The organism is Bacillus sp. SRB3LM, assembly GCF_015712745.1.
GTDB classification, from domain to species: domain Bacteria; phylum Bacillota; class Bacilli; order Bacillales; family Bacillaceae_G; genus Bacillus_A; species Bacillus_A thuringiensis_K.
Window position 1 is genome coordinate 475,632 of the sequence record NZ_VWVQ01000021.1, and the last position, 19,639, is coordinate 495,270.

Consider the following 19,639-nt stretch of genomic DNA (forward strand, 5'->3'; position numbering starts at 1 on the left):
TTCGCTTATGAGTGTAGCAAGAAATCATGAAGTGATGAAGGAATCACGGTTGAAGGTATACATCGCTTTAGAAGAAGCTAACTTCATTTGGGATGAAAGAGATGTAATTCGTTTTCGTGAAATGTGGAGTCAAGGCATGAGTTTACCAAAGATGGCAAAAGTCTTAAGGAGACATCAAGCCGAGGTTGCTCTCCTTGTAATAGATCAGGCTGATAAGTATTTAATTGAAAATCGTCCGATTGGATTAGGGATTTGCTAAATAGGAAGGGGAAATCAAAAATGAACATTATAGAAAATGGTGTATTGGAAGCAACTAAATTAATGAGTGAAGCAAAAAATGAGGATCAAGTTATAAATGAAGCTACAGTTTTACAGATTGCAAGTATCTTATCGATTGATGAATTTAATGATTATCAGGAAGCAACTTTACGAACTTGGAATAACAAAACTGATTTTGGAGGACGAGTTTCAAATGCAGCTTTAGGACTTACAGGCGAAGCTGGTGAAGTTGCCGATATTGTTAAAAAAGCAATTTATCACGGACATGGTTTTCAACCATCGCATTGTCCAGGAGAAGAAGATGGAAACACTTATAAGTTAGCCTTAGAGCTTGGAGATATTCTTTATTATTTATCAATTATGGCGCATGAACTGGGATATACGTTACAAGATATTGCTGAAATGAATATTGCAAAATTAGCTAAAAGATATCCAGATGGTTTTAGTAGAGAAGCAAGTCAAGCACGTGTAGATGTAAAGTAAGACAAAATTTGAATTTTATTAAGAAATGGGGAACGAGAAATGGCTATTGAAGCACATAAATGTAACGTTAAAGGATGTAATGGTCTTGTAGTTTTTGAAAATGCTGATTTTGATTTGCAAAATCTTGACACAATTAAAGGAGTTTATGCACTTGATGATCCTACTTGTAACGTTTGCGGAAAAGAATTTTTAGTAGTACCTAGCTATTCTGTCATTGATCTTGATGTAGAAACACAAGAATTTGAAGAAATTGAACCAGCTTGTATTACTGAATGGCAGAATCAAAGATTTTAACCAAAGCGTTATTTTAAAATTAAAGAACGCCCAAGGGAGCGCTCTTCGATCAAGACAATATTGAAAAATACTCTGTAATTTATGTAATCTTTTTAGCTTTGTGAGATTAATCAAAAGTTTTTTGACTTGTTTTTGGATGGTATTACATTTTGTTCTATTTTTTCGTAAAGATTAAGTAATTGTTTGATGAATGTAATTTTCGGTGTTAACCAATATGAAAATATCGCTGAAATAATTCCTATTAAAGCTCCTGTTATGACATCGAAAGGATAATGAACTCCTACCCAAATACGAGAAATAGCTACGCAGAATGCAAGTACAAGCCATAACCATCTAGCCTTTTTACGAACAAGCCAGAATGAAAAACAAATTGAAAAAAATAGAATCGTATGGTCGCTAGGAAATGAATTATCTACTGCATGATCGACAAGTTTATTAACATTAGGTAATACTGCAAATGGTTGATAATTCAAATGCAAATTCCCTGCTAATTTTCCAATTATTTCAGCAGTTACAAAAGCAACCATCGCTTGAATAATCATCATTTTGTTTTTTCTAGATTGAGTAAACCAATAAGCCATAATAATTAATCCTAAAAAATACACCATATATTCCGCCAAAAATACCATAGTTGAGTTTAGGGATGAATATTGCTTCCCTAAATCATTGATTGCTCGAAAAGCATCAATATTTAATTGAGAAAAAGACATTTTTAATTCGCTCCTTACTGTGTGTCTATAACTTTATAAGGAAAATTATAGTAAAGAGTTTATAGTGAAAAAATTGATTTCAGTGACATTAGTATTACAAAATTGTAAGGATTAGCTCATTAAAGATTTTTAATAAAATAGTTATTTTAATTAAAAACGAGGAAATGAGGGAGTGAAAGTAAAAGAACCCTTTATATAAAGGGTTCTTCTGGTGATTTAATATATCAATTACATTCGTGGTAATATTCATCACATGAATCGTTATTATCGTTACAGCATATACAAAATGTTTTTTGAACAAATAAACTAACTACACTATTAGAACCTTCCTGCTTTGTAAGAGTAAGACTTTGAAAATCTTCAACTTGAAATATTTTTGTTTGAACAGGTTGTAATGTAGTAGTAATTGGTACGCTAGATCTTCTTGTTAGAATAGTTACTTGAACGGGTGCACTCATACCGACAACGAATAATTGAATTAATGTTTTATTATGATTGTTTGTAAAATCCTCAAATACAGTTTGTGGAGCGGTGGTTTCAAGGAAAACAGACACGGGTATATTTCCATTTGTATTTTCTGCAAAACCAGCTATCGTATGAGTTTCAATAAAACAGTTGTTTTTTTGATTATTGGAATTCGATTGGTTTTTATAATATTTTTTACCATCTTTATAAAAGTAATCAGCCATATGAATTTAAAGCTCCCTTCTTTTAGATATCTATATAGTCTATTTAATAAAGTGAAGTAGTGCTTGTACAACATAATAAAATCCGCTCTCGTAATTACCTGAAAATGTTATTTAGAAATTAAAGAGCACCATTCAAGGCGCTCTCGGATAAACAATAATATTGAAAAAGAATACCACATTATATTTTATGCATGTTCTTAATAAATGTGCAGTTTTTTAACAAAATCCTTATTTGAAAACAAGAAGCCTTAGAGTTAGGGCTCTAGGGCTTCTTGTTTTGGTATTCTCACATGGTTTTTCAAAAAGAATAGAACATATTGAAGATAACATGTAAATGTTTCATAAATGTATCAAAAAGTTGAACAAAATTGCTATTGCAGAAGAAGCGGAAATGAAGTTTCTAATACGTAAGTACGTGAAAGGTATTATTTCCAGTGGATAAAATGCACATGGGACACCTAATCATTATTTTATCGGGGGAAAAGAATATGTTATGAACTTGGTTGAATGAAAAAATGAAAATTTAAATTTTAGAGTGAAACTGAACAAAATTTTCATTGTACGAGCAAAAATAAAAGAACCCGTTTGTTATAAACGGATTCTTCCCTTAAGGTATGCAAGGAATACAAGGTAATTGGCCTAGGGAAACCTGTAGAATTCCTTGTGATTATAATGTATGCAAAGGAATCAATAAGGTTAATGAAAATTAAACAAAATCCTTATAAGAATAGAAAAGAGCACCATTAGGGTGTATGGCGCTCTTTGACCAAGAACTATATTGTGTATTTTTTTATAGTCCGTAAAAGTATATGGAAATTGAAAAATAAAGAGTGAAACAAATTTTAAGAAAACCTTTATTTGAAATAAAAAAATGCCCTAGAGAACTAGGGCAAAGATTGAAGTATCATCTTTAAAGTGAAAGTAAAAAGAATGATATGAGGTTATTTTAACATGAATATTTAAATCAAGAAAACACGATGTTAATAAAAACGTATTTGAATAGGAAAATACAACTGAAATGATAAGTATATCTACTGAACATTTCAGCTGGTATTCAATGTTTTAGAAACCAATTTTTTTAAACATCTTAGTATATGTAATTACAAGTACAGCTTGTACAATTACGAATAGTGAACCCATGAACATTTTGTGGTTATGATCTAATGCAGCAAATATTGCCATTGATACTCCAATTAAGATAAAAAGTACACTTAGGAAGGGCGTGATTTTCATTAACACATTAAGTCTTTTATTCATATACGGACCTCCTGTTCTCAATAGATTTAAGTATTAAACGAACTTATAAATATATTTTACTATATTTTTGTTTTTGGATATACAGGGACATATATAAGTACAGTAGAAATTTAAACAAAAACGCTATTTTAGTAGAAAACATTAAAAAGGACCCGATTAGGGGTGCGGGTCCTTTTAATGGAACGATAGAACTTTATGGTATTACCAATACATTACCATAAAAGGAAATGAACTTCCAGTATATGAGTGTTGAGAAAACTTTTTATAAAAACTTCATTTTGCACAACAAAGCAGCTAGCTTAATTAGCTAACTACTTGTTGTACAAAAGAAAATTAGGCCCTACAAGTAAATGATATGTAACGTTAAGTTACAACTATAGTATGAGCAGAATTAAATATGTTATGCGGTAGTGAAAATAAGCTTAATAAAAATTTCATTTTGTAGAAAAAAGGAAACTAAAACAGAGCACTATATATAGTGCTCTGTTCGAGAGTGAGTATAAATTCCTATCATTCCATACTAGTGTATGCTCTGCATTATGTAATTGCTATTAAAATGGGCGTAAGATTTATTAAAAAATAGAGGCTTGTTAATTATGAAGCCTCTATTACCGAAAACTAAAATTACGTTATAGTAAATTCAATTGCAATAGGAGTACCTCCATCTAGGACGGCTCCTCCTACAATTGTAGCAGCTGTAGTAGTCACGCCAGTAATAGTATCATTTGTTTGAATAACGCCATTAATATAAAGCGTGAAAAAAGCATAAGAAGCAGGGAATGTTGTTACGGCACCAGTGTCATCAGTGAAATCTGTGTTAGCAAAAGTTAAATCCGCTCCAGCGACAGTCCCTGTTGCTGCTGTACTTATAAATCTTCTTCCAGCTATAAAAGGCTTAACGATAGGCATTTATGTTCACCTCTTTTTAAGAATAACTCGGACAAGTTTTTAGAAAGCTTGGTCCTGTATTTTATTCTATGTTGTGTTTCTTTGAATAGAAACGGCTTGTACACTAGTATAAAAACACTATTTTAGTAGAAAACATTAAAGAGGACCCGATTAGGGGTGCGGGCCCTTTTAATGGAACGATAGAACTTTATAGGATTACCAATACGTTACTATAAAAGGAAATGCGATTCCAGTTTATGACTATTGAGAAAACTTTATATAAAAACTTCATTTTAATAAATAAGGAGGATGAATGATGGTTTTAGAGGCGAAGGTGAAATTTGAATTAGATGAAGAACAGAAATTACAGTTTCAAAATATAAGGGAAAACGAAGGGGAACAAGAAGCGTTTTACTTTCTAGAAGAATTGATAATGAAAGGAATCGATTCAGCTGAATTTGTAGAGATGGAGTACAAGGATAAAAAATAACATTTCAGTCAAATCGAAAGGGGAATGGAGAAATGATTGAACAAATGGATATTGCGGAGGGGCAGTTATCAATATTTGAAATGGATGAAACGAAAAACAAGCTGTATGAAGTCTTGGAAGCTAACGGATATCGATGCGAGATTAGGAGTTATTACCTACACAACGATTACTTGGGTGAGGTTAAGTACTTCTTCGTTAGAACAACTGACGACATGATCATCGATATGTGTTTGAGTCAGTTTCCGGAAGTATTTACGGTGTATGAGGGATTCAGTGAAATTGAGATCAAGAAGATATACAGAGGCAGATTACAATAAAACAGCTAGCATGATTAGCTAGCTGTCCTGGTAAGAAAAGAAAACGGTAATTATCAAATGTTGCTTTTGTAATTGCGAATTACAACCATAGTATGAGCAGAAGCAAAAATATTACGCAAGAAAGTTAAATAACAATTTCATTTGGTACTCAATACGTTTTTTTATTTTCATTTGAAATTGTATCATTTTTGTTTATTAAGCATTTATTAAAAATGATAAACGTATTTAGGAGGTGTATTGATGGAGAATAAGAAAAGCTTAAAACATAATGAAATTCTAAGTGCTAAAGCATTCGATTCCAACTTGGTTGGTCCAACTTTACCGCCTATACCCTCATTTACATTACCAACTGGACCAACAGGACCAACTGGACCGACGGGAGCAACGGGAGCAACGGGAGCAACGGGAGCAACGGGAGTAACAGGACCAACAGGACCAACTGGACCGACGGGAGCAACGGGAGCAACGGGAGCAACGGGAGTAACAGGAGCAACAGGAGCAACAGGAGCAACGGGAGTAACAGGAGCAACGGGAGTAACAGGAGCAACGGGAGTAACAGGAGCAACGGGAGTAACAGGAGCAACAGGACCAACAGGATTAACAGGGGTAACAGGATTGACGGGAGTAACAGGAGCAACGGGAGTAACAGGAGCAACAGGACCAACAGGATTAACAGGGGTAACAGGATTGACGGGAGCAACGGGAGCAACCGGGTTAACGGGAGTAACAGGACCAACAGGGCCAACAGGATTAACGGGAGTAACAGGACCAACAGGATTAACAGGGGTAACAGGATTGACGGGAGCAACGGGAGCAACCGGAGCATTATCAACCGCAAGTGCTAGTGTTGTAACAAATACTGCGCAAACAGTAGCTAATTTAGCAGCTATTCAGTTTACCGCGCCAGTACTAGTACTTGATAATGTAACATTTAATGGCACTGATACTTTTACAATTGTGGTTGCAGGTAATTATTATTGTATAGGTTCCTTAATGCCTGCAGAGACCCAAACGGGACCATTTGCTGTCGGTATAGGACTGAATGGTATTCCAACCCCAGCTTTAGATGGAGCAAATTATGCACAGTCTGCAGGACAAGAGGTTGTAGGTTTTGGTTTTACTGGTCAAATTCCAGCTGGTACAACAATTAGTTTGTTTAACCTAAGTGGACATACAATTTCAATAGGAGGGACAATTTCAGGAGCTACCAGTGTAGCAGCTCGGTTATTGTTATTTCGCATTTCTTAATTTGCATGTAAACCAGTCATGTTTATAAAGAAATTAACTAGATTTCAAGTTTTTACTTATTATGGTTGAAATAAAATAAAAAGTGTTTTGTAGAATCTATCATAAATAAAAGAGCAGTTAGCCCAGTCTAACTGCTCGATACAGGGATAATTATCTAGATGTATAAATAGTATATGTTGAGTTATTGATCTTATTCATGGGTGGGGAATGGATTATGTGTACTTATTGGGAAAATGCAGTTAAAGATTTTTTCAACAAACAAGAACAGGAACGAAATAAAGGAGCAGCTAGCAAAAGCTAACTGCTCAGGTAATGGAATATGGTTCGAAATGGGTTGTATATAGTGTCGACGGAATAATGAGTTTTATTCATCAAATTATGTTATATGCTTGACGATATAGTCTTTTAGTATCAAAAAACTGCAAGGAGAAACATTACTTCAACCGAGAACCAAAACATATCTTTTTGAGGCTTTTGAAAATCCACTATTATGGAAAATGTTAAAAATAGGGTAACAATTAATACAATACAGAGTTTAATTATATCGGACATTTAGAGCACTTCTAAAATGTAGTCTTTTTCATAGCTATTTCCAATGTTAAGGAATTTAAAAAGTGTATTATGAGAATTTAAACAAAATAATCCGTTTAAATTAAAAGCAAAAAGAATATAGTCCGGCTAGAAAACTAGAGGACACCAATTCATTAAAGCAGCAATTAAAGCTGTTTTAGGAATAGGTGTCCTTTTTATTTTGAAAAGGGAGATGGGGAAATGAAGGTGTTAAAGGATCAACTATGTGAATGGAAAAAGCAATCGAATCAAGCCAAGAAGAAAAACAAGAAAAAACAAAAAGAGAAATTAAGTACTCGTGAAATTGAGGATTTAATGGGGATGCATAGACCTTGTTATGAACGAAGACGCGGAGCATTAAGACAAAAATAATAATAATGGAGGAATTTAATATGAATAAACAATTATCATTTAAAATGCCAATCGTGGATGGGAAAAGAACAAAACAAGGAATTGAAAAAGTGTTCAGCCAGTATCGTACATATTTAGCGACAATGCCATGTGATATGCTACCAAAAGTGACGCCATCATATTCTATTGTTCCTCCATCAACTACAAACGAGTTTAATAGTTCAACTGAGAATATTGCAATTGAAAGAATTGAGTATGAACAAGAAAGAAAAGAATTTATGAGTTGGTTGTATGATGCTGTGAATCGCCTAAGAGATGATGAACGAGAGGTCATCGTGAAATTTTATATGGAAGATGATATTGGATATGATCCTGATATCTGGATGGATTTAGGTATAGGCAAAACAAAGTATTATAAGTTAAAAGGACGTGCGATATTACGTTTAGCTTTCAATCTAAAGAAAGAGGTATATCTAAAAACACTTAGACAAAAAGAGGAGCAAAACGTATGAACATTGTACAGCCAATTCGTGATAAAGAAATGATTAAAGAACTAAAAGAATATTTTAAGGAGCAGAATGAACGTAATTACATTCTGTTCCTTCTTGGTATTAATACAGGATTACGCGTTTCAGATATTCTACGTTTGCGAGTACGTGATGTTGAAGGGTGGAATATTTTTATTCGCGAAAAGAAAACTAATAAGATTAAAGATGTGAAGATGCCTTCTGATTTAAAGAAAGCATTAAGGGATTATACAAAAGGAAAACCGAAGAATGAATTTCTTATTAAAAGTAGAAATGGAAAGAATAGGCCTATTACAAGATCGATGGCATATGTCATATTGAATCAGGCAGCACAAGAATTTGGATTAGAACGTATTGGAACTCATTCGCTAAGAAAGACATATGGGTACCATCATTATAAACAGTTTAAAGATGTAGTTGCTTTACAACAAATGTTAAACCATACAGATCAAAAAGAGACTTTAAGATATATAGGAATTCAACAAGATACATTAAATGATTATCAAAGGAAATTTAAAATCTAATTCTTTTATTTTTTTATCACTTATTGAATTAGCTTTAAACTGAAAGTGTCAAATTCATTTTGATGAAATGCTAGAAAGCTTGGTATCTGTAAGAAAAAACAGGAGAGGCTAACTTAACACAATCTAGTTTATAGCTAATTCAATTTTAGGAGTTTTAGATATTAAATGATGAAATAAGCATGAAAACAACGAAAAAATGAAGTGTTTTTATTACATGTTTCATACTTTACGAATTTAGATATGTTGTATACTTAATATATGAAGGAGGGGATGTTTTGATAAAAGGATTAAAAAAATTCATAACAAGTTTTGAACTTATTATAGGATTAAGTTTGATACTTATGTTTACAGCTATCGGAGGAGCTGTATATGGTATTCTCATAAACCAAATTAATTTAACTATTTCATCTTTATCGGTAGTAGTAGCATCGATTTCAAGTATCGTAGCGGCTAGAGTGCTAAAAAGTCAAAAAGATAAAGACAGACCTTATGTAACTTTTGTAATAAATTATGATCGTTACGGTATAATGCAAGTTGGTGTGAAAAACGCGGGTAATACGCTAGCAATTTTAGAGAGTGTAGATGCAGATAATAATTTGATATTAATGGAGGGGCAATCTTTGTTTGAGATAATAAAAGGATTGCCAGTTCAGCCGAATGAGGAAGTGTTGTATCCCTTATCTGGACTAGTCAAACTATCTAAGGAAAAATTGAGCCAGTATACTACTAGTGGGACGGTCAAGTACAAGGATATGACAGGGAAAACTTATGAAAATAAATTTTATATCAGTTTAGAACAGATTAGTTCAACGCTAATGCATACTAATGAACAAGTGATGAGAGATTATAAACTGCGACAGATACCAGATGCTTTAAAGGATATAGTAAAGAGTTTGGATAAAATAAATAAGACGAAGAATGATTAATAAAATGTGAACTATTCGCGGACAATTTGCGAACTATTTACGGACACGTTTTGGTTTTTAACATGATATATTTGTATTGTGAGAAGTGGCGGAAAACACAACTCATAAAGATTCCTTTATAATCTATATGTTGTCTAAACGGTTTCATAATAACGGGCATATAAAATCCGAAACCAGCAGATGGTACTGATTGAATGTTACCGTTAATAAGGAGAGCTTTTGCTCTTCTTTGAGCTAACAACATCCTAGGTAGACAGAATCAGGAGAACCTGATAAGTTTTCCGATGGCGTCTGTCGTGGTTGTTAGCTGAGAGAAGAATAAAACTTCACATACCGTAATTTAATTGTAAATAAATATCTGATCTTAAAGCATCCATTCGGGTGCTTTTTATTTTGGAGGGATAAAGAATGGCTAATAACAAAATAAAAATTAATATCGATGTTGATACAACTCAAGCCTTAAAGCAAATGAAGGAAGTAACGGAAGCTACTAATGAATGTGTGGCTGCATTCGAGAAGTTAGAAAGAGTTATGGGGAGGTTGACAGGTAAGAGTGAATTGAATGGAATCACAGTAAAAGTTCCTACTGTTTTAGATGGGAAGACAATTAGTGAAGCTGTTTCTAGAATTCAACCAACGGCAAATACAATTGTTTCAAGAACATGCTAAGGAAAGATAAGGAGTGAGGACGAATGAGTAATATTTTGAGATGCTGTTTAGCTTGTGACTATCAAATTAAAACTTATCAAGCACCAAAAGATGAATATCAAGAAGTTACTGTTTGTCCGAAATGTAATGGTGCGTTTGTAGATGTGTTTAAGTTAGCGAAGTACAAACAATCTAATGAGACTGTAGAACCGTTATTAACAATTACATTATCAGATATAGATGCTAAACCAATAGTTTATTACAAAGGCAAACAGATAGATAGAAAGTTACATGTTGCATTTGATTGGGAATCACAATCGATTGATAAGATTAATCGGACATACATTCATATTGAACATGTACCATCTGATAATAAACGCTGTAATACTGAAATCATTCAGCACAATCATCCTATTGTGGAAGAACAGGTAGAGTACAAGTATCTAAAGTAAGGAGTGAGGATATATGGATGGTGTATATGAACAGAAATCTGAATCTAAAAGTGTAACAGAATTATTATCTAAGTTCTCAACCGAGGAACTTATTGAAGCTTTAAAGCTAAAGCAAGATGTACAAATCAATCATACAACAGAAGCAACATGGGCTATTAAATATGATTTAACTAAAGTGAAGAAGTATTGTTTGCTTATTAACAATTGCAATCCAGCTTACATTGAGAGCTATAAAAGAATCTTAGAGGTCGAACAACACTTATATTCCGGTGGTTGTTGTGACTAAGGAATACAAAACCAAACAACAGAAGCATAAGTTCTATGATAAATACAAACGGGATAAAGAAGCAAAGAAGTTCTACGATAGCACAGCGTGGCGAAGGTGTAGAGAGTTAGCATTGATACGAGACAGCTACCGTTGCCAAGAGTGTATGAAGCATGATCCATTGATACCAGTACCTGCTGATATGGTCCATCATATCAAAGAAAGAAGTGAATATCCTGAACTTGCATTAACATTAGATAACTTAATTAGTTTATGTAATTCATGTCATAATAAAGAACATCCTGAAAAGGGTGGAGGGAAAAAGAAAAGCAAAAGGAGAATTCAGTTCGTAAAAGTAAAAGCGAACAAAGAATTCATATAGCCCCCCTCCTTTTATTGTTCAGAGCCGTTTCCGCCCAGACCGGACGCCTCCTTCGTGGGTAGCGCAAGTGATGTTTCTAAAGGGGGGTAAAGCCTGAAAATAAGAGCTTTTTATTTCTGAATTGGTACTTTTTATCCATAAAATGTAAGTGAGGTGATATCGTGGATAAAGGATTGATTGAGAGGAAACCGCCTACGCATTTAAAAAAGGTAGGAAAAGATACTTGGATTCGTATTTGGTCTGTTTTAGAAGTTGAAGGAAAGGCTGATATCAATGATCCTATTGTAGTTGAAGCGATTGCCTTCAGTTATCAAATGTTTAGAGAGATGGCAGCTAATGTTAAAAAAGAAGGCCTGACGATGGAGTATACAAATAAAGCTGGTGCTACAAATCTGACTAAGCACACTTTGATACCAGAGATACCTAAATATTTACAACAGATTCGACAATATTTAGGGGAGCTAGGGTTGACTGGGGCAAGTCGAAAAAAGCTTCAGGAAGAGCTAACTGGAGATTCTGATGATGATTACGACAACTTCTAAGCCCTCTGAAATAGCTAAGTGGTATAAAAATTGGCGAAATGAGCAGATACAGCATTTTAATATTTTGGTAGATCCATCTCCTGAACTAAGAACAACTTGGTATGCAGAACAAGTTGTGAAAGGAAATATAATAGCTAGTAAGAAAAATGTCTTGTCTTGTCAACGTCATCTAAACGATTTGAGGAGACAGGGGACTGAGGAGTTCCCTTGGGTTTTTGATGAAGAAAAAGCGCATCGACCTATACGATATATAGAAAAGTTTTGTCGTCCATCAAAAGGTGATTATAAAAGGTTGGTTCTTCAACCGTGGCAACACTTTGTTATAGGTTCTTTGTATGGATGGATTCATAAAGATACAGGTTATAGGCGCTTTCGTGAGGGCCTTATTTTTATTGGACGTAAAAATGGAAAAACTACAATGATTTCTGGCTTATCTAATTATGCTGTTGCTAAAGATAATGAACCAGGTGCTCGTGTTTATGTTTTAGCAAATACAAAACAACAAGCTGGGGAGTTATTTGATGAAAGTCGTGCAATGGTTCAAAAATCACCCCTTCTTCGGAAACATTTACGCGAAAATCAGAAAGGTATTTTCCATGATAAAACGCATTCTAAAATTGAACCTCGTGCATCAGATAGTAAGAAACTAGACGGATTAAATACACATCTTGGTATTTTTGATGAAATACATGAATTCAAAAACTTTAAGTTAATTAATGTTATAAAAAAATCACGTGGTGCACGTAAACAACCAATGATTGTTTATATCACTACGGCAGGATATCAGCTTGAAGGACCACTTGTTCAATACTATGAAATTGCAACTGATGTTTTGGAAGGAGTTATCGACCAAGATAGAAAGTTTTATTTCATGGCCGAAATGGATAGTGTGGATGAAATTGAGAATCCTGAACTGTGGATTAAAGCAAATCCTAATATGGGAGTTTCGCTAGATCTTCCATCGCTTATTGATGACTGGAATACAGACAAGCATACAGATGCGGAAAAGAATGACTGGATTACAAAACAATTTAACATCTTTGTTGATAATGATGAAATGTCCTTTGTAGGTATTGAGATATTAAAAAGAAATGAAGAAGTTATTGATATAAAGACATTAGCTGGTAAAGAATGTGTTGCAGGTTATGATTTATCCGCAACAGAAGATTTTACAAGCGCTTGTTTAGAGTTCCCTTTAGAGGATGGAAATGTTTTTGTGCTATCTCATAGTTGGGTTCCGCAGGCTAAAGTTGATCGTGATAACGAGAATATTAGTTTCAAAGAATTTAAAGACAAAGGTTGGCTCACTATTATCCCTGGTGAGTATGTGAAATATGAGTATGTGTATGATTGGTTTGTCGAGCAATCTGAACAATATTTTATAAAGAAAATCACTTATGATCCAGCCAATGCTTACCGTTTAAATGAAGATTTGAAAGCATATGGATTTAAAACCGAACCAGTTCGACAAGGGCATTTAACTTTAAGTCCAGCATTAAAGGATGTAAAAGAATTGTTGTTGGATGGAAAAATAATCAGTAATAAAAACCGTCTTTTTCGTTGGTATATGAATAATGTAAAGCTTGTGGAAGACAGAAATGGGAACTTTTTACCATCTAAACAGAGTAAATATCGAAAGATTGATGGATTTGCAGCGTTTTTAAACGCTCATACGGAAGTAATCCCTATGTTATCTCAATTACAAGGTGATGGAAATATTGAATTTATATCAGTTAACGATCTTTTTAAATAGAAAGGCGGTGAGAAATTGAAACTGATTAATCGTGTTAAGGGAGCAATTAAAGGAGCTTCATTGGGATGGAAAGGTGCTGGATATGACTTCACTTCATGGTTTGGAAGGAAGTTTTGGGGTATTGATAATGCGAAGTTAGCTACAAATGAGACGATTTTTAGTGTGATTAGCAGATTATCTAATACGGTAGCATCTTTGCCATTAAAGCTTTATAAGGATTATGATACGGTTTTTAACCAAGTGTCTGATGTTGTGATGAATGAACCTAATCCAAACATGACCGGATTTGAATGGATAAATAAAATTGAAGTTTCAAGAAATGAAACTGGAAATGGATATGCAGCTATTATCCGTGATATTCGATTTCAAGTGGAATCATTAATCCCTATTGAATCCGCTTATGTAACGCCTTTTTTAAACACGGATGATAATAATTTGTGGTATGAGGTACGTGGGATTGAAGGTACATATTACATCCACAATATGAACATGTTTCATGTCAAACACATCACAGGTATTTCAAGATGGAAAGGCATTTGTCCAATTGATGTATTGAGAAATACTCTTGAATATGATAAGGCAGTACAAGAATTTAGTTTGTCAGAAATGCAGAAGAAAGATAGTTTTATTTTGGATTATGCAACACAGGTAGATAACGATAAGAGACAAAAAATCATTGATGATTTTAGACGATTCTATCAAGAGAATGGTGGTATTTTATTCAGGGAACCAGGTGTGAATATAGAAGAAATGGAGCGGAAATACTTCGCTTCAGATACGTTAGCATCAGAACGAATTACACGTTCACGGGTTGCTAATGTTTTTAATGTTCCGGTTACATTTTTAAATGACACGGAAGGACAAAGTTACAGCAGTAATGAACAGTTGATGATTCAGTTTGTTCAAATGACTTTGACTCCTATTGTTCGTCAGTATGAGCAAGAAATGAATCGTAAGTTGCTGAATAAAAAAGAACGGCAAGAAGGCCATTACTTTAAATTCAACCTTGGAGGGCTGTTAAGAGGGGATACAGCTTCAAGAACAGCTTATTATCAAGCCGCAATTAGGAGTGGATGGTTATCACAAGATGATGTTCGTCAGAAAGAAGATGAACCGCCTGTGGGTGGTAATGCTTCAAAACTTTGGGTAAGTGGTGATTTATATCCAATTGATATGGACCCAACTCAACGGAAGGGGGTGAAAAACGGTGGCAAAGATCAAACAGAATAAGTTTTTTCAAATGAAAGCATCCGCCAATGGTAAAACGGCCGATGTTTTTATTTATGGAGAAATTACAAAGTATGCATGGGAAGAGTATGGAGAAGTATCTTCTATTACGTTTAAAAATGAACTTGATGAATTAGGTGACGATATTGAAACGATTAACCTTTACATCAATAGTCCAGGTGGATCTGTCTTTGAAACGATGGCTATTATCGCAATGTTACAAAGGCATCAGGCGAAGGTTATCTCTTATATTGATGGAATAGGCGCTTCATGTGCGTCAGTATTACCAATGATTTCAGATAAAATTATTATGTATGCTAATTCAATGATGATGATACACAATGCATGGACATATGCATCAGGAAATGCCGATCAGTTACGTAAAGCAGCGGATGATATTGAACGTATTAACCAATCGATGGTACAACACTATCTAACCCGTGCTGGTGACAAGTTAGATGAAGATACATTAAAACAATTACTAGATGCAGAGACATGGTTATCAGCTGAAGAAGCAATTGGGTATGGACTTTGTGATGAAATTATCTCAGCAAATAATGCAGCAGCATGTCTAGATGAAAAGTGGATGAAGGAATACAAAAATATTCCACAACAATTAGTTAATGCACAAGCTAACATATCATCAAACGAAATGTTAGAACGACAAAAAATTGCCGAAGAAGCGAAAGCTAATGCGGACTATATAAAAACAATTTTAGGAGGAATTCATTCATGAAAATGAAAAATAAATTTCGATTATCCCTTGGTAACTTTCAATACTTTTCAAAAAACACATTATTTGAATTAAAACAAAATTTATCTACTATTGGTCAACAGCTCCAAAAAGTAGAGAGTGAACTTTCTCAGAAGGCAATTGATCCATCCGCAACCATGGAAAGTCTACAAACGTTACAACAATCTAAGAAAGATCTTCAAATGCGCTTCAATGTAATTAAAGAACAACATGACACGATGGAAGCTGAACAAAAAGCACAATTTCAAACTCAAACTGGTTTACAATCTATTGAAGATCCAAAGCAAAAGGTAATTGCAGCGAAAGCAGAGTTAGTTCGCGCTACAATTCGCGGTGGTACTTTATCGCAAGAAGCACGAGCAGCTCTTGGTGATAAGAACTCAACAGGTGGAGAAAAAATTCTCCCAAGCACAATGACGAATGAATTATTACATGAACCATTCGTTAAAAATCCATTAAGGGAAGTATCTACATTTACAAGTGTAACGAATCTTGAAATTCCTAAAGTTACATTTACATTAGATGATGATGATTTTATTGCTGATACAGAAACAGCAAAGGAATTAAAAGCGGAAGGTGATGTTGTAACCTTCGGACGTAATAAATTCAAGGTGTTTGTACCTATTTCAGAAACTGTTTTAGCAGCAACAGATACAAACTTGGTGCAAACTGTAGATCAGGCGTTAGAAAGTGGTTTAGCAGCAAAAGAGAAGAAAGTGGCATTCGCTACAACACCTAAATCTGGGGAAGAGTCTATGTCATTCTATAAAGCTGGCATTAAAGCTGTTAAAGGTGCAACTTTATATAAAGCTATTAAGTCAGCAGTTGCAGATTTACATGAGGACTTCCGTGCAAATGCAACTATTAAAATGCGCTATGCAGATTATTTAGACATAATTGAAACGCTTGCTAATGGCAGTGCTACTTTATATAATGCTCAACCAGAACAAGTTTTAGGAAAACCAGTTAAGTTCTGTGATTCAGCAGTGAATCCTATTGTAGGTGATTTTCGATATTCCCACTTCAACTATGATCCAAATATGATTTATGATCGCGATAAAGATGTGAAAACGGGTATTGAACTATTTGTGTTAACAGCTTGGTTTGACCATAAAATCAAACTGAAATCCGCATTCCGTATTGCGGAAGTACAGACTACACCCTAATCCACCCCAAACTCCAACAGGATTAAAAGCTGATTCTACAACAGTAACAACGGCCAACATTAGTTGGTCTCCTGTTGTGTATGATGGGGGCATTAAAGAATATCAAATATTACGTAATGGCAAACAAGTAGGAACGTCAGTAGCAACAACTTATAAAGATACAGGATTAACAGGTGATACAACATATTCTTATCAAGTGAAAGCTGTTGGGAATAACGGATTAAGTTCAACGTTAAGCGTTGAACTATCAGCGAAAACAAGTGCTTCAGGATCGTAGGTGATAGCATGCTGGAGCTTATAAAAGGAAAATTAAAAATTGATGGGAATGAAGAGGATACAATTATCCAACTTCTAATTGATGGAGCAAAAGAAGCCTTACTAGGTTCTGGTGTTCCTGAAAGTGAAAAGGCCCTTTACAAAATAGCGGTAATTACACATGTTTTATTAAACTATGAGAATCAAGATAAATCATTAAACGTCCCAGCGTTAAAACAGTCATTAGAAACTACTATATTACAATTAAGGGACTATAATAACGGTGATAATCATGAATCCAAGTAAATTAAATAAACGAATAACAATCCAAAAGGAAATTACAAATAAAAAAGATGAAGAAGGGAATCCAATTCCACCAGAATGGAAAGATGTTGTCACTGTTTGGGCAAGAGCAAAAACACCATTTGGAAAGGGATTTAACTATGAAATATTCGCTGGAAATACTGAAAATGCGGTACGTACAGTGAATTTTTTTATGCGATTTCGTAGGGGAATTGATTCGAAAATGCGAGTCTTATATGATGACCGACTCTTTGAAATAAAAGCTGTTGTAGATGTTGATGAACAACATAAAGAGACATGCTTGGTGTGCGAGGAGCGATCTATATGGCAGAAGTAACAACCTTTGGAATACAAGAAGCAATTCAACGCTTTGAAGCTTTAGGAAGAAGTGTAAAAACAATTGAAAACTCAGCATTAAAGAAAGGTGCTGAGGTAGTAAGGGATGCTCTAGAGGTAGAAAGTCCAGTAAGTGCACATCCGAAACCACCTTCACCAAAAGAATCATGGAGAACAGGGAAACATGCAAAGGACGAGGTGCTTGTCGGAAAAATAAAAAATCGGAATGGAGTCAAATCAATTAGTGTGGGGTGGGAAAGAGATGATAATTCTCCACACTTTTATATGAAATTCCAAAACTGGGGAACTAGTAAAATGCCACATCCACCACATAAAGGGTTTATAGAGAAGACAGTAACTCACACGGAAGTAAAGGCAGTTCATGAGATGCGAAATGTCTTTGCAACGGCATTGCATATCGTATGAGATTCTTAGAAAGAGATGTGTTACGTGCACTTACAACGCCTTTTATTGTAGAAAAAATTGGTGGAGAATATATCTACAATATGATTCGTGGTGACGATAACGGAAAAACATGGATTACTTATTCTGAGTTAGATAATAGTGCTAGGAGATACGCGGAGGGTGCGGAATCTACTAGCACTATTTTATTTCAAGTAGACATTTGGTCTTTTAGCCCTGTTAAGGGTGATTTAAAAGAAGCAGTAAACACTTCTATGAAAAATATAGGATTTCAGCGTATTACAACAGCAAATTTATATGAACCCGATACGAAAATCTATCATTATGGTATGAGATTTCGTACAGAATTAAAAATTTAGGAGGAAAACAAATATGGCAATTGCAGTCGATTTTAGAGATTTACATTATGCGATTTTGACAGAAACACCAGATGGTAAGTTTACGTATGCAGCACCTAAGAAAATTGGAGATGCAGTAAGTGGCAAGGCTTCACCTAAAAATGAATCCGTAACGTTCTACGCAGAAGGAGGTCCACTAGCAACAGCAAGTGCCTTTGGTGGTGTGGAGATTGAACTAGAAACAGCGGATATTTCATTATCTACTTACGCTGAATTATTAGGAAAGAAACTAATTAAAGGTCAGGTAATTGATAATGTAAATGATGTTGCTCCATATGTAGCGTTATTATATCGTTTACCAAAAGATAATGGGAAAAATCGTTTTTATTGCTACTACAAAACGAAGTTTGAAATTCCTGAAGATGAACACAAGACAGCTGAAGACAAACCGACTTTCCAATCAGCTAAAATTAAATGCAAAGCGATCCAACGTTCAGATGGAAACTGGAGACATCGTTTAGATGAAGAAGAAACAGGGTACGATGCAACTGTTGCATTGAACTGGTTTAAAACAGTTCCAACACCACCAACAGAAACGGCACCATCACTTAGCAAATAAAAGTATAAAAAGGGTACAGCTCAATGCTGTGCCCTTTATTTATGAAGGGAGATTCAAATATGCAAGAAAATCAAAAGACAGAATCGTTTAAATTGGTTTTAAATCTACCCACTGGTAAAAAAACTTTCTTTTTACCAACATACATTTCGTCTACTGACGGTTTTGAAGCAGCTGAATGGGCAGAGAAATTGAATGTTGAGAATGTTCACTTTGATGTACTAAAAGAAGCTACTCATTTTGTTGTTAAAGTGTTTGGAAATCGATTTACAGTGGAAGAGTTTCTTGAAGGAGTACACATTTGGTTTTTAACATCAACTATCTATGCAATTTGTTTAGCGATTGTAGGCCGTATTGCTGAGGCTGTGGCAGTTATTAATGCTATTGAATCAAAGACAAATCCGGCAAAAAAAAAGAGACAGAGAAACAGAAAGAACCATTCAAACCAACAGAAATGATGTTGGGGATATATAGCATGTTACAAGATTCTGGTATGTCCCAAACGGATATTAATCAGATGGATCTAGTACTTTTCTTTAAAACGTTAGCTTATAAGAAAAAGCAAGAAGATAAAAATGTAGTCCGAACAGCAAATCAAGCACCAGATTGGTTATAAAGGTAGGTGA

At 34.4% G+C, this 19,639-nt stretch carries 31 protein-coding genes; 27 read left to right on the top strand and 4 right to left on the bottom strand.

What is annotated here, in order from left to right; all coding sequences use genetic code 11:
- Window positions 1-7: 7 nt before the first annotated feature.
- Genes F3I02_RS15670 through F3I02_RS15680 form a run of 3 tightly spaced genes read left to right on the top strand, consistent with a single transcriptional unit; the run spans window position 8 to window position 1,056 of the window.
- On the top strand, window positions 8-259 hold the full coding sequence (locus tag F3I02_RS15670) for a helix-turn-helix domain containing protein (protein WP_086390336.1): 252 nt from the start codon (window positions 8-10) through the stop codon (window positions 257-259).
- 20 nt (window positions 260-279) lie between these two features.
- Entirely contained in the window at window positions 280-762 is a 483-nt protein-coding gene (locus F3I02_RS15675; protein ID WP_196478139.1) for a nucleoside triphosphate pyrophosphohydrolase family protein, read from the top strand.
- Between the two features lie 39 nt (window positions 763-801).
- Window positions 802-1,056 (top strand): hypothetical protein, encoded by a 255-nt coding sequence (locus F3I02_RS15680; protein ID WP_196478140.1) that lies wholly within the window; start codon window positions 802-804, stop codon window positions 1,054-1,056.
- Window positions 1,057-1,166: 110 nt separating this feature from the next.
- On the opposite strand, the gene F3I02_RS15685 is transcribed toward F3I02_RS15680, so the two are convergent.
- From F3I02_RS15685 to F3I02_RS15700, 4 genes are all read right to left on the bottom strand, one after another.
- A complete protein-coding gene (locus F3I02_RS15685; RefSeq protein WP_063547387.1) occupies window positions 1,167-1,766 on the bottom strand; it encodes an undecaprenyl-diphosphatase in 600 nt (199 codons plus the stop codon).
- A 224-nt stretch (window positions 1,767-1,990) separates the two neighbouring features.
- Window positions 1,991-2,455, bottom strand: a complete 465-nt coding sequence (locus tag F3I02_RS15690; protein WP_196478141.1) for an exosporium protein D — start codon at window positions 2,453-2,455, stop codon at window positions 1,991-1,993.
- A 1,062-nt stretch (window positions 2,456-3,517) separates the two neighbouring features.
- Window positions 3,518-3,712, bottom strand: a complete 195-nt coding sequence (locus tag F3I02_RS15695; RefSeq protein WP_001042536.1) for a hypothetical protein — start codon at window positions 3,710-3,712, stop codon at window positions 3,518-3,520.
- 624 nt (window positions 3,713-4,336) lie between these two features.
- Window positions 4,337-4,621, bottom strand: coding sequence for a DUF4183 domain-containing protein (locus F3I02_RS15700; RefSeq protein WP_196478142.1), 285 nt, complete (start codon window positions 4,619-4,621; stop codon window positions 4,337-4,339).
- A 292-nt stretch (window positions 4,622-4,913) separates the two neighbouring features.
- On the opposite strand from F3I02_RS15700, the gene F3I02_RS15705 reads away from it, so the two are divergent.
- The 24 genes from F3I02_RS15705 (at window position 4,914) to F3I02_RS15820 (ending at window position 19,629) form a co-directional block, all read left to right on the top strand.
- Window positions 4,914-5,090, top strand: coding sequence for a hypothetical protein (locus tag F3I02_RS15705; protein WP_196478171.1), 177 nt, complete (start codon window positions 4,914-4,916; stop codon window positions 5,088-5,090).
- Between the two features lie 32 nt (window positions 5,091-5,122).
- Window positions 5,123-5,407, top strand: coding sequence for a hypothetical protein (locus tag F3I02_RS15710; protein WP_196478143.1), 285 nt, complete (start codon window positions 5,123-5,125; stop codon window positions 5,405-5,407).
- 240 nt (window positions 5,408-5,647) lie between these two features.
- On the top strand, window positions 5,648-6,655 hold the full coding sequence (locus F3I02_RS34570) for an exosporium leader peptide-containing protein (RefSeq protein WP_196478144.1): 1,008 nt from the start codon (window positions 5,648-5,650) through the stop codon (window positions 6,653-6,655).
- Window positions 6,656-7,426: 771 nt separating this feature from the next.
- The gene (locus F3I02_RS15720; RefSeq protein WP_196478145.1) at window positions 7,427-7,597 is read left to right on the top strand and encodes a hypothetical protein; all 171 of its coding nucleotides are present in this window, start codon (window positions 7,427-7,429) and stop codon (window positions 7,595-7,597) included.
- A gap of 20 nt (window positions 7,598-7,617) precedes the next feature.
- Window positions 7,618-8,088: an ArpU family phage packaging/lysis transcriptional regulator gene (locus tag F3I02_RS15725; RefSeq protein ID WP_196478146.1), complete on the top strand. Its 471-nt coding sequence runs from the start codon at window positions 7,618-7,620 to the stop codon at window positions 8,086-8,088.
- Window positions 8,085-8,627, top strand: coding sequence for a site-specific integrase (locus F3I02_RS15730; protein WP_098578469.1), 543 nt, complete (start codon window positions 8,085-8,087; stop codon window positions 8,625-8,627). Before F3I02_RS15725 ends, F3I02_RS15730 begins: the two co-directional genes overlap by 4 nt.
- Before the next feature lie 275 nt (window positions 8,628-8,902).
- Window positions 8,903-9,553 carry a hypothetical protein gene (locus tag F3I02_RS15735; RefSeq protein ID WP_196478147.1) on the top strand — a complete coding sequence of 217 codons (651 nt, stop codon included), beginning with the start codon at window positions 8,903-8,905 and terminating at the stop codon, window positions 9,551-9,553.
- A gap of 408 nt (window positions 9,554-9,961) precedes the next feature.
- A complete protein-coding gene (locus tag F3I02_RS15740) occupies window positions 9,962-10,222 on the top strand; it encodes a hypothetical protein (protein ID WP_196478148.1) in 261 nt (86 codons plus the stop codon).
- A 23-nt stretch (window positions 10,223-10,245) separates the two neighbouring features.
- On the top strand, window positions 10,246-10,653 hold the full coding sequence (locus F3I02_RS15745) for a hypothetical protein (RefSeq protein WP_196478149.1): 408 nt from the start codon (window positions 10,246-10,248) through the stop codon (window positions 10,651-10,653).
- A gap of 13 nt (window positions 10,654-10,666) precedes the next feature.
- The gene (locus tag F3I02_RS15750) at window positions 10,667-10,939 is read left to right on the top strand and encodes a hypothetical protein (RefSeq protein WP_098218091.1); all 273 of its coding nucleotides are present in this window, start codon (window positions 10,667-10,669) and stop codon (window positions 10,937-10,939) included.
- Window positions 10,932-11,300 carry an HNH endonuclease gene (locus F3I02_RS34665; protein WP_308018567.1) on the top strand — a complete coding sequence of 123 codons (369 nt, stop codon included), beginning with the start codon at window positions 10,932-10,934 and terminating at the stop codon, window positions 11,298-11,300. Before F3I02_RS15750 ends, F3I02_RS34665 begins: the two co-directional genes overlap by 8 nt.
- A gap of 161 nt (window positions 11,301-11,461) precedes the next feature.
- Window positions 11,462-11,842 carry a phage terminase small subunit P27 family gene (locus F3I02_RS15760; protein ID WP_000357492.1) on the top strand — a complete coding sequence of 127 codons (381 nt, stop codon included), beginning with the start codon at window positions 11,462-11,464 and terminating at the stop codon, window positions 11,840-11,842.
- On the top strand, window positions 11,823-13,595 hold the full coding sequence (locus tag F3I02_RS15765; RefSeq protein WP_196478150.1) for a terminase large subunit: 1,773 nt from the start codon (window positions 11,823-11,825) through the stop codon (window positions 13,593-13,595). Before F3I02_RS15760 ends, F3I02_RS15765 begins: the two co-directional genes overlap by 20 nt.
- Window positions 13,596-13,610: 15 nt before the next feature.
- A complete protein-coding gene (locus F3I02_RS15770) occupies window positions 13,611-14,825 on the top strand; it encodes a phage portal protein (RefSeq protein ID WP_098398303.1) in 1,215 nt (404 codons plus the stop codon).
- Window positions 14,803-15,558, top strand: a complete 756-nt coding sequence (locus F3I02_RS15775; RefSeq protein ID WP_098398304.1) for a head maturation protease, ClpP-related — start codon at window positions 14,803-14,805, stop codon at window positions 15,556-15,558. The genes F3I02_RS15770 and F3I02_RS15775 overlap by 23 nt, the downstream gene beginning before the upstream one ends.
- Window positions 15,555-16,742, top strand: a complete 1,188-nt coding sequence (locus F3I02_RS15780) for a phage major capsid protein (protein ID WP_087876100.1) — start codon at window positions 15,555-15,557, stop codon at window positions 16,740-16,742. Before F3I02_RS15775 ends, F3I02_RS15780 begins: the two co-directional genes overlap by 4 nt.
- Window positions 16,717-17,019 (top strand): fibronectin type III domain-containing protein, encoded by a 303-nt coding sequence (locus F3I02_RS15785; protein ID WP_196478151.1) that lies wholly within the window; start codon window positions 16,717-16,719, stop codon window positions 17,017-17,019. Before F3I02_RS15780 ends, F3I02_RS15785 begins: the two co-directional genes overlap by 26 nt.
- Before the next feature lie 8 nt (window positions 17,020-17,027).
- Window positions 17,028-17,303: a head-tail connector protein gene (locus tag F3I02_RS15790; RefSeq protein WP_061684785.1), complete on the top strand. Its 276-nt coding sequence runs from the start codon at window positions 17,028-17,030 to the stop codon at window positions 17,301-17,303.
- Window positions 17,290-17,637, top strand: a complete 348-nt coding sequence (locus F3I02_RS15795; RefSeq protein WP_141493392.1) for a phage head closure protein — start codon at window positions 17,290-17,292, stop codon at window positions 17,635-17,637. The genes F3I02_RS15790 and F3I02_RS15795 overlap by 14 nt, the downstream gene beginning before the upstream one ends.
- The gene (locus tag F3I02_RS15800; protein WP_098629070.1) at window positions 17,625-18,062 is read left to right on the top strand and encodes an HK97-gp10 family putative phage morphogenesis protein; all 438 of its coding nucleotides are present in this window, start codon (window positions 17,625-17,627) and stop codon (window positions 18,060-18,062) included. Before F3I02_RS15795 ends, F3I02_RS15800 begins: the two co-directional genes overlap by 13 nt.
- Window positions 18,059-18,418 carry a hypothetical protein gene (locus F3I02_RS15805; protein WP_001211430.1) on the top strand — a complete coding sequence of 120 codons (360 nt, stop codon included), beginning with the start codon at window positions 18,059-18,061 and terminating at the stop codon, window positions 18,416-18,418. Before F3I02_RS15800 ends, F3I02_RS15805 begins: the two co-directional genes overlap by 4 nt.
- 13 nt (window positions 18,419-18,431) lie before the next feature.
- Complete coding sequence (locus F3I02_RS15810; RefSeq protein ID WP_196478152.1) at window positions 18,432-19,016, top strand: major tail protein; 585 nt, start codon at window positions 18,432-18,434, stop codon at window positions 19,014-19,016.
- Window positions 19,017-19,075: 59 nt separating this feature from the next.
- On the top strand, window positions 19,076-19,471 hold the full coding sequence (gene gpG / locus F3I02_RS15815; protein ID WP_196478153.1) for a phage tail assembly chaperone G: 396 nt from the start codon (window positions 19,076-19,078) through the stop codon (window positions 19,469-19,471).
- Window positions 19,472-19,488: 17 nt separating this feature from the next.
- Window positions 19,489-19,629 (top strand): hypothetical protein, encoded by a 141-nt coding sequence (locus F3I02_RS15820; protein ID WP_000938714.1) that lies wholly within the window; start codon window positions 19,489-19,491, stop codon window positions 19,627-19,629.
- Window positions 19,630-19,639 lie beyond the last annotated feature (10 nt).

What these genes read in the sequence shown, in the direction of transcription:
- F3I02_RS15730 (WP_098578469.1), top strand. Translation starts at nt 8,085, where the DNA reads ATGAACATTGTACAGCCAATTCGTGATAAAGAAATGATTAAAGAACTA.
- F3I02_RS15810 (WP_196478152.1), top strand. Translation starts at nt 18,432, where the DNA reads ATGGCAATTGCAGTCGATTTTAGAGATTTACATTATGCGATTTTGACA.
- F3I02_RS15740 (WP_196478148.1), top strand. Translation starts at nt 9,962, where the DNA reads ATGGCTAATAACAAAATAAAAATTAATATCGATGTTGATACAACTCAA.
- F3I02_RS15800 (WP_098629070.1), top strand. Translation starts at nt 17,625, where the DNA reads ATGGCAGAAGTAACAACCTTTGGAATACAAGAAGCAATTCAACGCTTT.
- F3I02_RS15675 (WP_196478139.1), top strand. Translation starts at nt 280, where the DNA reads ATGAACATTATAGAAAATGGTGTATTGGAAGCAACTAAATTAATGAGT.
- F3I02_RS15820 (WP_000938714.1), top strand. Translation starts at nt 19,489, where the DNA reads ATGTTACAAGATTCTGGTATGTCCCAAACGGATATTAATCAGATGGAT.
- F3I02_RS34570 (WP_196478144.1), top strand. Translation starts at nt 5,648, where the DNA reads ATGGAGAATAAGAAAAGCTTAAAACATAATGAAATTCTAAGTGCTAAA.
- F3I02_RS15790 (WP_061684785.1), top strand. Translation starts at nt 17,028, where the DNA reads ATGCTGGAGCTTATAAAAGGAAAATTAAAAATTGATGGGAATGAAGAG.
- F3I02_RS15680 (WP_196478140.1), top strand. Translation starts at nt 802, where the DNA reads ATGGCTATTGAAGCACATAAATGTAACGTTAAAGGATGTAATGGTCTT.
- F3I02_RS15705 (WP_196478171.1), top strand. Translation starts at nt 4,914, where the DNA reads ATGATGGTTTTAGAGGCGAAGGTGAAATTTGAATTAGATGAAGAACAG.
- F3I02_RS15685 (WP_063547387.1), bottom strand. Translation starts at nt 1,766, where the DNA reads ATGTCTTTTTCTCAATTAAATATTGATGCTTTTCGAGCAATCAATGAT.
- F3I02_RS15695 (WP_001042536.1), bottom strand. Translation starts at nt 3,712, where the DNA reads ATGAATAAAAGACTTAATGTGTTAATGAAAATCACGCCCTTCCTAAGT.
- F3I02_RS15745 (WP_196478149.1), top strand. Translation starts at nt 10,246, where the DNA reads ATGAGTAATATTTTGAGATGCTGTTTAGCTTGTGACTATCAAATTAAA.
- F3I02_RS15780 (WP_087876100.1), top strand. Translation starts at nt 15,555, where the DNA reads ATGAAAATGAAAAATAAATTTCGATTATCCCTTGGTAACTTTCAATAC.
- F3I02_RS15805 (WP_001211430.1), top strand. Translation starts at nt 18,059, where the DNA reads ATGAGATTCTTAGAAAGAGATGTGTTACGTGCACTTACAACGCCTTTT.
- gpG (WP_196478153.1), top strand. Translation starts at nt 19,076, where the DNA reads ATGCAAGAAAATCAAAAGACAGAATCGTTTAAATTGGTTTTAAATCTA.
- F3I02_RS15725 (WP_196478146.1), top strand. Translation starts at nt 7,618, where the DNA reads ATGAATAAACAATTATCATTTAAAATGCCAATCGTGGATGGGAAAAGA.
- F3I02_RS15670 (WP_086390336.1), top strand. Translation starts at nt 8, where the DNA reads ATGAGTGTAGCAAGAAATCATGAAGTGATGAAGGAATCACGGTTGAAG.
- F3I02_RS15720 (WP_196478145.1), top strand. Translation starts at nt 7,427, where the DNA reads ATGAAGGTGTTAAAGGATCAACTATGTGAATGGAAAAAGCAATCGAAT.
- F3I02_RS15795 (WP_141493392.1), top strand. Translation starts at nt 17,290, where the DNA reads ATGAATCCAAGTAAATTAAATAAACGAATAACAATCCAAAAGGAAATT.
- F3I02_RS15750 (WP_098218091.1), top strand. Translation starts at nt 10,667, where the DNA reads ATGGATGGTGTATATGAACAGAAATCTGAATCTAAAAGTGTAACAGAA.
- F3I02_RS15700 (WP_196478142.1), bottom strand. Translation starts at nt 4,621, where the DNA reads ATGCCTATCGTTAAGCCTTTTATAGCTGGAAGAAGATTTATAAGTACA.
- F3I02_RS15710 (WP_196478143.1), top strand. Translation starts at nt 5,123, where the DNA reads ATGATTGAACAAATGGATATTGCGGAGGGGCAGTTATCAATATTTGAA.
- F3I02_RS15690 (WP_196478141.1), bottom strand. Translation starts at nt 2,455, where the DNA reads ATGGCTGATTACTTTTATAAAGATGGTAAAAAATATTATAAAAACCAA.
- F3I02_RS15765 (WP_196478150.1), top strand. Translation starts at nt 11,823, where the DNA reads ATGATTACGACAACTTCTAAGCCCTCTGAAATAGCTAAGTGGTATAAA.